The sequence below is a fragment of the Dellaglioa sp. L3N genome, from assembly GCF_054941095.1.
In genome coordinates this window covers 455,590-468,577 of sequence record NZ_CM142928.1, presented here as the reverse complement: position 1 = coordinate 468,577, position 12,988 = coordinate 455,590, and the positions used below count along the sequence as shown (strand labels likewise).

Annotated in this window: 18 protein-coding genes and 1 other annotated feature; of the genes, 1 reads left to right on the top strand and 17 read right to left on the bottom strand. The window is 35.2% G+C overall.

Going from position 1 to position 12,988, the window contains the following annotated elements:
• Positions 1-8 precede the first annotated feature (8 nt).
• On the top strand, positions 9-422 hold the full coding sequence (locus ACVPPR_RS02265; RefSeq protein WP_462304539.1) for a transposase: 414 nt from the start codon (positions 9-11) through the stop codon (positions 420-422).
• On the opposite strand, the gene ACVPPR_RS02260 is transcribed toward ACVPPR_RS02265, so the two are convergent.
• From ACVPPR_RS02260 to ACVPPR_RS02180, 17 genes are all read right to left on the bottom strand, one after another.
• Positions 393-770, bottom strand: coding sequence for a hypothetical protein (locus ACVPPR_RS02260; RefSeq protein ID WP_462304538.1), 378 nt, complete (start codon positions 768-770; stop codon positions 393-395). The genes ACVPPR_RS02265 and ACVPPR_RS02260 overlap by 30 nt on opposite strands.
• A 110-nt stretch (positions 771-880) precedes the next feature.
• Entirely contained in the window at positions 881-1,453 is a 573-nt protein-coding gene (locus ACVPPR_RS02255; RefSeq protein ID WP_462304537.1) for a TMEM175 family protein, read from the bottom strand.
• Between the two features lie 253 nt (positions 1,454-1,706).
• On the bottom strand, positions 1,707-2,075 hold the full coding sequence (gene rplL, locus ACVPPR_RS02250) for a 50S ribosomal protein L7/L12 (RefSeq protein WP_462297299.1): 369 nt from the start codon (positions 2,073-2,075) through the stop codon (positions 1,707-1,709).
• A gap of 69 nt (positions 2,076-2,144) precedes the next feature.
• Positions 2,145-2,651: a 50S ribosomal protein L10 gene (gene rplJ, locus ACVPPR_RS02245; protein ID WP_462297300.1), complete on the bottom strand. Its 507-nt coding sequence runs from the start codon at positions 2,649-2,651 to the stop codon at positions 2,145-2,147.
• 34 nt (positions 2,652-2,685) lie between these two features.
• Positions 2,686-2,801: a sequence feature (ribosomal protein L10 leader region), on the bottom strand.
• Between the two features lie 63 nt (positions 2,802-2,864).
• Positions 2,865-3,548 carry a 50S ribosomal protein L1 gene (gene rplA, locus ACVPPR_RS02240; RefSeq protein WP_462297301.1) on the bottom strand — a complete coding sequence of 228 codons (684 nt, stop codon included), beginning with the start codon at positions 3,546-3,548 and terminating at the stop codon, positions 2,865-2,867.
• A gap of 106 nt (positions 3,549-3,654) precedes the next feature.
• Complete coding sequence (gene rplK, locus ACVPPR_RS02235; protein ID WP_409021537.1) at positions 3,655-4,080, bottom strand: 50S ribosomal protein L11; 426 nt, start codon at positions 4,078-4,080, stop codon at positions 3,655-3,657.
• Between the two features lie 113 nt (positions 4,081-4,193).
• Positions 4,194-5,051 carry an alpha/beta hydrolase gene (locus ACVPPR_RS02230; RefSeq protein ID WP_462304536.1) on the bottom strand — a complete coding sequence of 286 codons (858 nt, stop codon included), beginning with the start codon at positions 5,049-5,051 and terminating at the stop codon, positions 4,194-4,196.
• A 27-nt stretch (positions 5,052-5,078) separates the two neighbouring features.
• On the bottom strand, positions 5,079-5,630 hold the full coding sequence (nusG, locus tag ACVPPR_RS02225; RefSeq protein ID WP_462297335.1) for a transcription termination/antitermination protein NusG: 552 nt from the start codon (positions 5,628-5,630) through the stop codon (positions 5,079-5,081).
• 115 nt (positions 5,631-5,745) lie between these two features.
• Positions 5,746-5,925 (bottom strand): preprotein translocase subunit SecE, encoded by a 180-nt coding sequence (gene secE, locus ACVPPR_RS02220; RefSeq protein ID WP_462297303.1) that lies wholly within the window; start codon positions 5,923-5,925, stop codon positions 5,746-5,748.
• 10 nt (positions 5,926-5,935) lie between these two features.
• The gene (gene rpmG, locus ACVPPR_RS02215; protein ID WP_057974231.1) at positions 5,936-6,085 is read right to left on the bottom strand and encodes a 50S ribosomal protein L33; all 150 of its coding nucleotides are present in this window, start codon (positions 6,083-6,085) and stop codon (positions 5,936-5,938) included.
• A gap of 122 nt (positions 6,086-6,207) precedes the next feature.
• Positions 6,208-6,843, bottom strand: a complete 636-nt coding sequence (locus tag ACVPPR_RS02210; RefSeq protein WP_462297304.1) for an RNA polymerase sigma factor — start codon at positions 6,841-6,843, stop codon at positions 6,208-6,210.
• 41 nt (positions 6,844-6,884) lie between these two features.
• Positions 6,885-7,409, bottom strand: a complete 525-nt coding sequence (locus ACVPPR_RS02205) for an NYN domain-containing protein (RefSeq protein ID WP_462297305.1) — start codon at positions 7,407-7,409, stop codon at positions 6,885-6,887.
• Between the two features lie 2 nt (positions 7,410-7,411).
• A complete protein-coding gene (gene rlmB / locus ACVPPR_RS02200; RefSeq protein ID WP_462297306.1) occupies positions 7,412-8,170 on the bottom strand; it encodes a 23S rRNA (guanosine(2251)-2'-O)-methyltransferase RlmB in 759 nt (252 codons plus the stop codon).
• Positions 8,151-8,573 (bottom strand): Mini-ribonuclease 3, encoded by a 423-nt coding sequence (locus ACVPPR_RS02195; protein ID WP_462297307.1) that lies wholly within the window; start codon positions 8,571-8,573, stop codon positions 8,151-8,153. The genes rlmB and ACVPPR_RS02195 overlap by 20 nt, the downstream gene beginning before the upstream one ends.
• On the bottom strand, positions 8,573-9,982 hold the full coding sequence (gene cysS, locus ACVPPR_RS02190; protein ID WP_462304789.1) for a cysteine--tRNA ligase: 1,410 nt from the start codon (positions 9,980-9,982) through the stop codon (positions 8,573-8,575). The genes ACVPPR_RS02195 and cysS overlap by 1 nt, the downstream gene beginning before the upstream one ends.
• 256 nt (positions 9,983-10,238) lie before the next feature.
• The gene (gene gltX, locus ACVPPR_RS02185; RefSeq protein ID WP_462304535.1) at positions 10,239-11,732 is read right to left on the bottom strand and encodes a glutamate--tRNA ligase; all 1,494 of its coding nucleotides are present in this window, start codon (positions 11,730-11,732) and stop codon (positions 10,239-10,241) included.
• Between the two features lie 128 nt (positions 11,733-11,860).
• The gene (locus tag ACVPPR_RS02180; RefSeq protein ID WP_462297309.1) at positions 11,861-12,973 is read right to left on the bottom strand and encodes a PIN domain-containing protein; all 1,113 of its coding nucleotides are present in this window, start codon (positions 12,971-12,973) and stop codon (positions 11,861-11,863) included.
• Positions 12,974-12,988 lie beyond the last annotated feature (15 nt).

Genomic DNA, 12,988 nt, shown 5'->3' with positions numbered 1-12,988 from the left:
AAACGATATTGGAAATTGTTATTAAAACCAATGACGAAAATTATAAAAATTTTCGTCATTGGTCTTACTTCAAAGAATGGCAAACTGAAACAGATCTAATTCAAAATCTACTAGCTATTGATCCAATCTTAGCTAATACCTATGATTGTCTTCAAAATAACTTAACTGCTATCCGTAATAAAGATTGGTCAAAACTTAATTATCAGTTAACTAACGCCAAAGGCGTTTCAGAACAATTTCAAAAGGTAACTGTATCACTCATGAAACAACCAGATTATTTAAAAAATGCGCTACGATATCCCTATTCTAACGGTCCTTTAGAAGGACTTAACAATAAACTAAAAGTAATTAAGCGCAATGCTTATGGGTTTAAAAATTTTAGCCAGTATCGTTTACGTATTTTGAGTACAATTAAATTTTAAGCAAAATAGGACTTGTTTTTTAGATGCATTCTTACTATAGAAGTTAGCTCTCAACGAAGCCCCTAGTAAGCCACCGAATCCCGCAATATTAGTCATTGTGTTGGTTATCCAACCACTTTGTAGAATATATCGCCATGAATATTTCTCTGGCAAAAATTTAACCATCACAAAATCATAAATCATCATAGGTAAAACGGCAATAAACCCAATTACCAGCATTAATAAAATGGATCCAACCGACTGTGATTCAAAGCTTCTTTGAACTTGGGCACCATTAATATCTCTAAAGATACGTCCAACTTGGATAATAACAAAAATTAAAACTGATAAAATAAATAGGAGTTTCAAAACTGTTAATCTTTTTTTGATAAATTCATTACCTGCATTAATTATTTTTTTTCATTTTTTAAATCCCTCAATTTATTATTAGGTAATTATATTTTCCCGTAATATATAGACTACTCTTTCACATATCCTCTATTAAAAAATATTGTCCATACTGTAAGTACTATTAACGCAATCCACGTAAAAATAGGAACAAAATAACTAATAATAAACCCTGAAACTAACGTCCCCTCGAATATAATTAAACCACTACCATTTAAAAAGCCAATCTGTCTTAAATGACTTGCCATTTCTGGGTTAACCCTTATAAGAGTTTTAGACAAAATAATATAGCTAATTGTCCACATAAATAAAATTCCTAAATATAATAATGACGCCCCGCGATAATTTGGAAATTTACCAGCAAATGATGTTGCATATGGTATGACTGATAACCAAAATAACCAAAATGCATTTGCCCAATAAGCTCTTTTATCTACATGCTTAGCTATTTTAAATAAATCATGATGATCGTACCAAACTGTAAATATTAGTAAAAAACTAATAATATACACTACAAAGCTCTGCCATTCATCCAAAACTAATCGAATGTCTGGCTTAGAAGGCGCTTTAAATTCCAATATTAAAATAGTCACAACGATTGCCACTATGGCATCTGTAAATGCTTCCAGTCTTGCTTTATTCATATCTAATCCCCTTCATTCATTATATATGTTAATCAGCACCTTTTTCCGTTATAATTTAATTTTTATTTATCACTTAGACAACATTAAATACTGTATCACGTTTTATTAGTATAACCAAATATTTTTATATAAACTATTAAATTATGTCTCATTTTATCCATTTAAATACTCTTTTATGGAACCAAAAAAACAGCCCCGTTCTATCCTTTTGACAGGATAGAACGGGGCTGAAATGTATTAAATAAGAGATTTATTATTTAAGAGTAACTACGGCACCGACTGCTTCTAAATTAGCTTTCATTTCTTCAGCTTCATCTTTAGAAACGCCTTCTTTGATAACTGATGGAATGTTATCAACTAAACCTTTAGCGTCTTTAAGGCCTAAACCTGTAATTTCGCGAACAGCTTTGATAGCTTTAACTTTTTGGTCGCCAGCTTCTGTTAATTCAACAGTAAATTCTGACTTTTCACCAGCATCTTCGCCAGCAGCAGCACCAGCAGCAGCTACAGGAGCTGCAGCTGAAACACCGAATTCTTCTTCGATTGCTTTAACTAAGTCGTTTAAATCTAAAATGCTTGCTTCTTTTAAATCAGCAATGATTTTTTCTGTATCTAATGACATGTGTGTATCCTCCATTTTATGTGTACGATTTTTTGTGTACAATTAAGTACCGATCATAAATGCTAAGCATTAAGCAGCAGGTTCTTCGTCCTTGCTTTCTGCAACAGCGTTAAGCGCATAAGCAACGTTGCGAACAGGTGCTTGTAATACTGAAAGTAACATTGAAAGTAAGCCATCACGACTTGGTAATGTAGCAAGAGCGTTAATTTCTTCTAACGTTGCAACTTTACCTTCGATAACGCCACCTTTAATGTTAAGTGCTTCAGCAGTCTTAGCAAAATTAGCCATAATACGTGCAGGTGCAACAACATCTTCGCTAGAAAATGCGACTGCAGTAGGTCCAGAAAATACTTCTTCCATACCTTCATACCCTGCTTTTTCAGCAGCACGTACTAAAATCTTGTTTTTAATAACTTTCATTTCAACGCCTGCTTCACGTAATTCCTTACGTAATGCAGTCACTTGGTCAACCGTTAAACCACGGTAATCAACAACAACTGCAGATGCAGCGTTATTAAATTTTTCAGTTATTTCATCCACGATTAATGCTTTTTGTGCGATAAATTCTTTACTCATAATTGATTCACCTCCTGTAGTCGTGTCAGAGCTTTTTTACAATAAAAAAACTCCGTGTCCACCAAGACACAGAGAGAGTAATACTTCACTCCTCGGCAGGTAAATTAAGGCTTGCGCCACCTGAGTCTTCGGTAGAATCATAAATTAATTGACTTCTATAAATCTAACATAGTTAAATTTATAGGTCAACTAAAGAAATTTAATTATCTAATATTAGTTTTGAGCCAAGTTTAAGCTTGGACCAAATGTTGTTGCAACTGATAAATGTTTGATGTAGCCACCCTTAACTGATGATGGGCGAGCTTTAACAATAACATCGTTGATAACATCAAAGTTACCAATTAATGCTGCATCATCAAATGATACTTTACCAATTGGAACATGAACATTTCCATCTCTATCAGTACGGTAAGTTACCTTGCCGGCTTTAGATTCTGAAACTGCTTTTTCAACGTCCATTGTAACAGTACCTGTTTTAGGGTTAGGCATTAAACCTTTAGGTCCTAAGACACGGCCTAAACGTCCAACTTGGGCCATCATATCTGGTGTTGCAATAGCAACATCAAAGTCTAACCAGCCACCAGAAATACGTTCAACCAAGTCATCGTCACCAACAACGTCAGCACCGGCTGCAAGTGCAGCTTTAGCTTTTTCGCCTTTAGCAAATACAACAACAGTTTGGTCTTTACCAGTACCATTTGGAAGTACAACAGCCCCACGTAATTGTTGGTCTGCTTGTTTTGTATCTAAGTTTAAGTTGTAAGCAAGTTCAACTGTTGCATCAAACTTAGCAAAATCCATTTTCTTAGCTAATGCGATTGCATCAGCAATTGAATAGTTTTTACCTTCTTCAACTTGTTTTAGTGCGTCTTGATAGTTTTTACCTTTTTTAGCCATCTTGAATTTTCCTCCTTGCAATATGTGGTCTAACGGATAAACCTCCCACTTGATACATCTACTTTCATAGAGTATCCGACCGAGAAGCGTGTTTGTAGTTTAGGAATTAACCTTCTACAACGAATCCCATGCTTCGTGCAGTTCCTTCGATCATGCGCATTGCAGATTCAACACCTGAAGCGTTTAGATCTTGCATTTTAGTTTCAGCGATTTGTTGAACTTGAGCACTAGTTACGGTTGCAACTTTTTTAGTGTTAGGTTCGCCAGAACCACTTTCAACGCCTGCAGCTTTCTTTAAAAGAACTGCTGCGGGTGGTGTTTTTGTAACGAAATCGAATGAACGATCTTCGTAAACACTAATTACAACGGGAATCAACATACCAGCTTGATCAGCTGTACGTGCATTGAATTCCTTTGTAAAGCCCATAATATTAATACCAGCTTGTCCTAATGCAGGACCAACCGGTGGAGCAGGAGTTGCTTTACCTGCTGGAATTTGTAATTTAACGACGTTTGCTACTGTTTTAGCCACGTGACATACCTCCTTGTAAAGTCCGTGCGTGGTAAATGGAGATATAAATTTCTCCTCCCACTGTATGCAGAACATACTAATATAATATAACACCCAGATGGGTTCCACGCAATCTATTTATGCTTTTTCCATAAAAATTTATAAATTGATTCATCAACTCGCTTATTCTCATGCAATAAACTGTGCGCAGCTTTTCGACCACTCACAATTAATTCATGATAATTAAGTTGATTTTTAACTAGGTACCGAAGCGATAGTGCACTGTTAACAGAAACGGCACCATCATTTCCATCCTTCAAATCACCAGCAATATTTAGAAATTGTAAGTTTTTTGGTAGATGTTGCATTGCTTTGTCAAAATATTGGTAAAGTGGTGTTGTTTCAACTGGACCATCATCTGTTAAAAATAAATCTTCAATTTTTGGTGTTGTCCGTGCAACATTATGATCATTATAAGGCGCACCAATTGAAATAGCATGCGCTACTGTTGGCGCATCAAGTGCATCCCGGTATTCCGTCAAGTAACGTAAGATACTAACGCTGCCCATTGAATGCCCAACAAAATCAACTTTTTTAATAGCATAAGCACCATATAAGAATTGCATAATCCGGTACAGCCATGCACTCTGCTTTTCAACAGAAGCGACATTATTTTTAAATAATATTTGAACAAAAGGCTGTGCAGATCTTAACTGCCCTTCAACGTGTAAGCTACCATCAAGATCGACTATAATGACCATATCTTTTCGCCCATAACCTACTCGTTCAAACCGATTAATCATTGATCCAAAAGATAAACGATTACCACCATAGCCATGAACAAACAACGTCGGTACCATCTTATCACTAGGTACAATGGGATCAGAAGCATCAATTGTGACATGTCCTAATCGTCTGAATTTATTTCCGATAAAGAAACTTGTACCGGCACCCAGACCTAATAAGCCCATTTGTAAGAGTCTCTTAGTCATTCAATCACCTTCTACTTTTGCGAATCTTTACTTTAATAATTTATCAACTTGATCAAAGTTTAATTCAGTACTTGTTTCGCGACCAAACATATCGATATCAACTTTAAGTTTTAATTTTTCGTTATCAATTTCAGTCACTTTACCGATAAGGTTAGCAAATGCACCTTCAACGATTGTGACAGATTCGCCAATTTCGATATCTAATTCTTGATGACGTGCACTCATTCCTAAACGACGTAGAATTAATTCTACTTCTTCAGGTAATAATGGCGCTGGTTTACTTCCGGCACCATGAGAGCCAACGAATCCAGTTACACCTGGTGTATTACGAACAACATACCATGATTCATCTGACATACCCATTTCAACTAAAACATATCCAGGGAACGTTTTCTTCATGTCTGTTTTTTCTTTACCGTTTTTAACTTCACGTTCTTCTTCTTCAGGGACAACTACACGGAAAATAAAATCTTCCATACCCATTGATTGTGCACGTGATTCAATATTTGTTTTAACTTTATTTTCGTAACCAGAGTAAGTATGTAGAACATACCAACTTTTTTCGATTGATTCCATTATCGCTATCTCTCCTTAAATTATCAGGTTTATTTTTCTCAAACAAAAAAAACTCCGCATCAACGAAGTTTTCTCACTGATATTAGTATATCAAAATATCAGTTAAATAGCTATTCTTCTATGAAAATAGGGAAACGAATGCAGAAGCACCTGAATCAACAATCCAAAAGAAAATTGCGAATAAGATAGCAGTTACCACAACCGTTGTTGTATCACGGCGAAGTTCTTTACCTGTTGGCCAGGTTGTTGCTTTAATTTCTACAATCACACTTTTAAGAAATGCATTAATTTTTCTCATCATTATCCCCCTATTTTGTTTCACGATGTAACGTATGTTTATTGCAATATTTACAAAATTTATTTACTTCTAGGCGTTCGGTTCTGCTCGGTTTTGCAGCAACAATATAGTTACGTGAGCCACAAACGATACAAGCCAATGCTACTTTTCTTTGTGCCATGACTTTTTCTCCTTAATGTAAAGCTAGCTAACACTAACTTCGACTAACATTTTTAAAGAATACACTTATTTTACATTAAAAGAAAGAAAAAAGGAACCACCCTCTTTTCTTTCTCATCAAAATTATCGATTTTCTTTAAAGAATAACCCAAGCTTACTCTTGCACCTTGCGATAGATCCCAACACTTTTTTGAGATCACAATCTAAAATAAGCATAATTTCTTCTGGTGTTTTCATTTGATAATAAAGTAAAACAAACGTACTTCTTTCTAATTCTGATAATTTTAATTCAAAAGCATCCAACTTTTCTTGAAGGATAATCCTGTCATCTGCCAGTATTTCGCAATAAAAAGAGGGCCGTTCACATTCGCCATAAGTTTCTTCATAACACTCTAAAGAATGTGAATTCACGTCAGACAATCGTTTGGCAGCTGATTGTTTACGAATTAAACTAAATATACAATTGGATAAGCTCGTTTTAAAATATTGACCAAATGTAATTCCTTTATCTGGTTGGTAATTTTTCAAAGCTCTAAAACAAACAGCCCTAGCTTCCTGTAAAAAATCTTCGGTGTCCCATAATTTTAAATAGTATTTACGAATCACGCAATAGACCATTGGCCGATAACGATCAAATAACGGTTCAAATTTATGTTCTGCGCCTGATTTAATTTGGCAAATCAATTGAAAATCTGTTTCTTTTTCAGTACTCCGGTAAGTTTCATCTAACAAGTAGATACTCCACATCCGGGTCTCCATTTTTCAATATAACAAAGATACTGATTGATTACAACAAGCAATCATTTATGTGATAAGTCATCACGTAGCTTAGCCAAATTATTTAGCTGATCAGTATCCCAAGGCGAGCGACGAACTAATGCCTCAGTTTGATATTGTTTAGCTTGTTGGGCCACTTCTTTTTTGGATTCATTAATATTTTTATAGAGTTCCCAGGCCGGAATTCTTAATGCTCCTTGTGAAAAAATTGTCCATTGTTCTGCTTGATCACTTGTTGCAACCGTTACCTGCGTCAGCTTCGTTTGCAGGTCACCAATCATGGCTTCAATATAACTATCAGCTGTTTGGCCCTCTGCTGTCCAGATAATCTCTAAGCCATACTTTGTATAACTCTTCGATAATCCTGGAACATACATTGCATCAAAAACAACAATTAAACGTGAATCAATTTGTTTATGGTAATTTGATAATTTGTGCAGTAATAAATCACGTGCTTCATCAAGTCGCTCAGATTGTTTCAATCGATTTAATTCTGGCCAATTACCAATCATATTATAGGCATCTACAACCAAAATTTGTTTTTTCATTATTATTTGCCTCTTGAGGTAAAACCTTGATAAATGAGCAAACTAGCTGCAACACTGGCATTTAAGCTTTGAACATGTCCAACCATCGGAATCGTTAGCATCCCGTCACAAGCTTTTTTCAATAATGGTGAAATTCCTTTACCTTCATTACCAATCACAAGTGCCGTTGGTCCTTTAGCATCCCATTCACGGTAATCTTGACCGTCCATATCTGTTCCAAAGACCCATAAACCAGCCTTTTTCAATTCATTAACAGTATTCACCAAATTAGTGACACGCGCAACTGGCATGTATTCAATAGCACCCGTTGATGTTTTAGCAACTGTTGATGTTAGCCCAACTGCACGACGTTTAGGAATAATAATCCCATGTACACCAGCTGCATCGGCTGTTCTCATAATTGAGCCCAAGTTATGTGGATCTTCAACGTTATCTAAAATAAGGAAAAAGGGTGGTTCATCTTTATCAGCGGCACTTTTAAAGAGGTCATCAATTGTTGCATATTCAAATGCAGCGACTGCAACAATCACCCCTTGATGATTTTGTTGGTCTGATAATAAATCGAGCTTACTTTTAGGTACAAGTTGTGTGATAATCCCCTTTTTCTTAGCTAGTTGTTCAATCCCATTTAAAACATCTGATTTTAAACCAGATTGTAAGAATAATTTGTTAATTGATTGATTACTTTTTAATGCTGCTTCTACGGGATGACGGCCAATAATAAAATCGCCCGCTTCTTCGCTACTTCTTGGTTGTCCCATTTAAATTCTCCTTTTCAACAGTGTCAATGCACCATTTTGCCAATTCGGCCAATCTATCGTTTTGATTACTCAAAAATAAGTATCCAAATAATGCTTCAAATCCAGTTGAGATACGGTACGTTATAACTGATGTATTTTTAGCTGAAGTGTGACTTTTAGCATTACGGCCACGTTTAAAATAATCTAATTCTTCTTCAGTTAAAATAGCCATTTCTGTCATTTTGTCGATCAAGAAAGCTTGTGCTTTGGCTGACACATAGTGTGTCGCATGATGATGTAATTGCGTAGGTCGTGTAAGTCCCTGAACGAGTAAATGTTTACGAACAAAAACTTCGTAAATACCATCACCCATATAAGCCAACGCAATTCCATTCATTTGTTGATAATCTGCATTATTTTCCATTAGTTTTTTCTCCATCTTGTTCCTTGCGGTGTGTCTTCCAATAGGATACCTTCAGCCGCAAGTTGATTACGAATATCATCGCTTTTTTGAAAATCTTTTTGTTTCTTAGCTTCTAATCGTTGTGCAATCAAAGCTTCCACCCTAGCATCGATATCATCAGATTCTTGGTCAAATGTGAGGCCAAAAACTGAAGTCATTCCTTTAAAGGCCTCTAACAAATGCTTAATCGAAACTAGTTCAACTTGATTACTTTCAGAATAAACATTCATTTTCTTAGCCATATCATACACAACTGCGATACCGTTTTGTGCATTAAAATCTTCATCCATAACCGTTTTGAATTGCGTTAAACTTGCAGCAATTTGCTCTTCAATTACTTGATTTGAACCTGCCACTGCATCATTCAAGCGATACGTTAAATTGTCAAAAGCCGTTTTCAACTTATTCAAATTGTTAGTTGCTTCATCAATATTCGTTTGACTATATTGAATAGGGCGACGGTAATGTGTCGTTGCCATGAAGAAACGAACCACTTGAGGATCAACTTCCTTAATCATATCATGAACAGTCACAAAATTACCTAATGATTTACTCATTTTTTCATCATCTTCACCAATTGTGACAAAGCCATTATGCATCCAATAATTTGCAAATTTTTGACCCGTTTTGGCTTCACTTTGAGCAATTTCATTTTCATGATGTGGGAACATTAAATCTTGTCCGCCACCATGAATATCTATTGTTGGACCTAAATACTTAGTTGCCATAACGGAACATTCAATATGCCAGCCTGGGCGTCCCTTGCCAAATGGTGAATCCCAAGACAGGTCATCATTTCTAACTGATTTCCAAAGCGCAAAATCAATCTCATCTTCTTTACGTGCCGTTTCTTCAGTATCAACGTGTTGACTGGCACCTTGTTCTAATTCATCAATATTTTGATCAGATAATTGACCATAATCTGGGAATTTACGTGTTCTAAAGTAAACATCTCCATCAGATTCATAAGCATACCCTTTATCAATTAAATCTAAGATAAATTGAATAATATCCGCAATATTTTCTGTTGCTTTAGGATTTTTAGTTGCCGGTTCAATCGCTAATGCCTTTGTATCTTCCATGAAAGCCGCAATGAACTTATCAGCTAATTGTTGAACTGTGATGTGCTCTTCTTTGGCCGCTTTAATCATTTTGTCATCAACATCTGTAAAATTAGACACATAGTTCACTTTAAAATCACGATATTCAAAATATCGGCGAATGGTATCAAACGCAATGGCACTACGCGCATTACCGATATGAATATAGTTATAAACCGTTGGCCCACAGACATACATACTGACTTGGTTAGGAATAAGTGGTTTAAATGTTTCTTTTTGATTCGTTAATGTGTTGTAAATTGAAATCATATTATCACCCGCCATTTAATCTTTTTGTTAAAAAAAGACGTCTTTTATATCTCTATAAAAGACGTCTTGAACGTTATTCCACTCTTGAAAATACAGTTCGCCTGTATCCAACAATGAGTTAACGTTCATTACACGACTATCATTACTTTGTTCATCATAGCATTTCAAAGAGGCACTTCACAACTAGCATCTGTTTCCTCACATCCCCGAAAACTTTCTGAAAAACACAAAGTTGTTACTCTCTCTTATCAAAAAATTATTTTGTATTCATTTCTTCTAATGTTTTATTTAAATGAGCTAATGCTTTTTCACGACCAAGTAACTCAATTGAAGCTGGTAATTCAGGCCCATGCATTTCACGTGTCGTTGCGATACGGATAGGCATGTACAATTGACGTCCTTTAATCTTCGTGTCTTTTTGAATTGATTTGATTGTTGCTTGAATAGCAACAGCATCAAAAATATCAATTGCTTGAATACGTTCAGCAAATTCCTTTAAAACAGTTGGGGCTGTTTCAACAGCCAATTCTGCTTTAGCTTCATCATCAAGAACAGGTGGTTCGCTCACAAAGACTTCAGCCATCTCAGTAATTTGACCAGTGTAAGACATTTGTTGTTTGTATAGGCTAATTAATTTACGAGCCCATTCAATTTTTTCAGCACTTGGATCAGCTTCAATTTTGCCATCTTGAATTAGTTGACGTAAAGCTAAATCCATTACCTTATCTTCATCAGCTGATTTGATGTATTGGTTATTGATCCATTCCAATTTTTTACCATCAAATGAAGCTGGTGATTTGCTCAAACGTTTAGGATCAAACATTTTAATCAATTCTTGACGAGAGAAAATTTCACTTTCACCAACTGGTGACCACCCTAATAATGTAATAAAGTTCAACATTGCTTCTGGTAAGTAACCCAATTCACGATATTGTTCAATAAATTGAAGCACATTTTCATCACGTTTACTTAATTTTTTACCTGTTTCTGTATTAATGATTAATGTCATATGTCCGAAAATAGGGGCATCCCAGCCAAATGCTTCATAAATCATTAATTGTTTAGGTGTGTTTGCAATATGATCGTCACCACGAAGCACATGTGTGATTTCCATCAAGTGGTCATCAACAACAACGGCAAAGTTGTAAGTTGGCATTCCATCACGTTTTTGAATGACAAAATCGCCACCGATTGTATTAGAATCAAACGTAATATCACCTTTAACAATATCTTTAAATTCATATTTTTTGTTTGTTGGTACACGGAAACGAATAACTGGTGTTAGACCTGCAGCTTTTGATTCAGCAATCTTAGCAGCAATTTCATCATCAGACATCCCTGCATATTCATATTCATAATGAGGCATTTCGTTACGGGCTTTTTGCGCATCACGATCTGCTTCAAGTTCGTCTTCAGTTTTGTATGATTCGTAAGCTAAATTTTTATCTACTAATTCTTGAATAAGTGGTAAATAAATAGCTTTACGTTCTGATTGACGATATGGGCCGAAATCGCCTGGTTTATCAGGACCTTCATCCCAGTCCATTCCTAACCACTTCAAGTTATCTAACTGACTACGTTCGCCATCAGCAATATTTCTTTTTGTATCCGTATCTTCAATACGAATAATAAAAGTTCCTTTTTGACTTCTAGCAAACAAGTAATTAAATAACGCTGTACGCGCATTTCCAATGTGTAAATGTCCAGTTGGACTTGGTGCATATCTGACACGAATTTTATTTTTAGCCATGATAACGCCTCTTTCTTTTTTCTGTATTTGTTTATGACGATTCAAATCGCCTATTTAAGGCTTTAATCAACTCATCTAGTTTACAATGAATTACATAAAAAATAAAGCCAATAATCTAAGTATTGCCTTTATTTCTTGTCGTTTATTTTTTTCATTGAATGTAATGGTTTCGCAAAAATCATTCTTCCAGCATCCGTTTGAAGCGCACTTGTCACAACAACATCAATCGTTTTGTTCAAGAAGTATTTTCCTTCTTCAACAACAACCATTGTGCCATCATCCAAATAAGCAACCCCTTGTTGACGTTCCGAACCATTTTTTATAACAACTACCCGTAATTGTTCACCTGGAATAACACGTGGTTTTAATGATTTAGCTAATGCATTCACATTTAAGATTTGAACATTTTGAAATTCACTTACTTTGTTCAAGTTGAAATCATTGGTCACAATGACCCCATCAATTGTTTTAGCTAATTTAATTAATTTACTATCAACCTCTTCAATATCTGCAAAATCACCCTCATACATTTCAATTGGAATAATTTTCTCATCTTGCAGTTTATTTAAAATATCTAATCCACGACGCCCACGGACCCGTTTGATACTGTCCGCTGAATCAGCAATATATTGAAGTTCATATAAAACAAAGTTGGGCACCAATAACGTTCCTTCTATAAAACCTGTTTTAATCAAATCATAAATTCGGCCATCAATTAAGATATTTGTATCCAAAATTTTGTATTCATGATAGTTATCATTGGCATTTCGATCTAACAAACTACTTTCAACGACATCATTTTTCTTATTTTTTGACGTAAATAATTTACGCCAATCTTCCAATCGGTTGGTTCCAATAACGAAACCAAAGTATCCCAACAAGAAAAGTAAAAGAACTGGCACAATTGTATTCAATAACCAAATTTCTGAACGATAAAATGGTGTTGATACCAAAATAGCGATGACCATCCCGACAATAGTAGATACACTAGCCGTTAATAACATCATGGGACTTTGATTTGTTAAATAACTTTCAATATTAGTCAGTAATTTTTCTAGTGGCGTAATTAAGAAAAAGGATAATATAAAGGCTAAAACAACACCCACCAAAAAATTAACGACCCCATTATTTAACCAACCAATTCTTGCAATATCGACTAACTTCCAAAGAAGTGGCAATAAACTAACGCCAATACCACCACCAACTAACGCAATCACACCTTTAATAATATTTCTACGCATACTTAAATCTCCTCT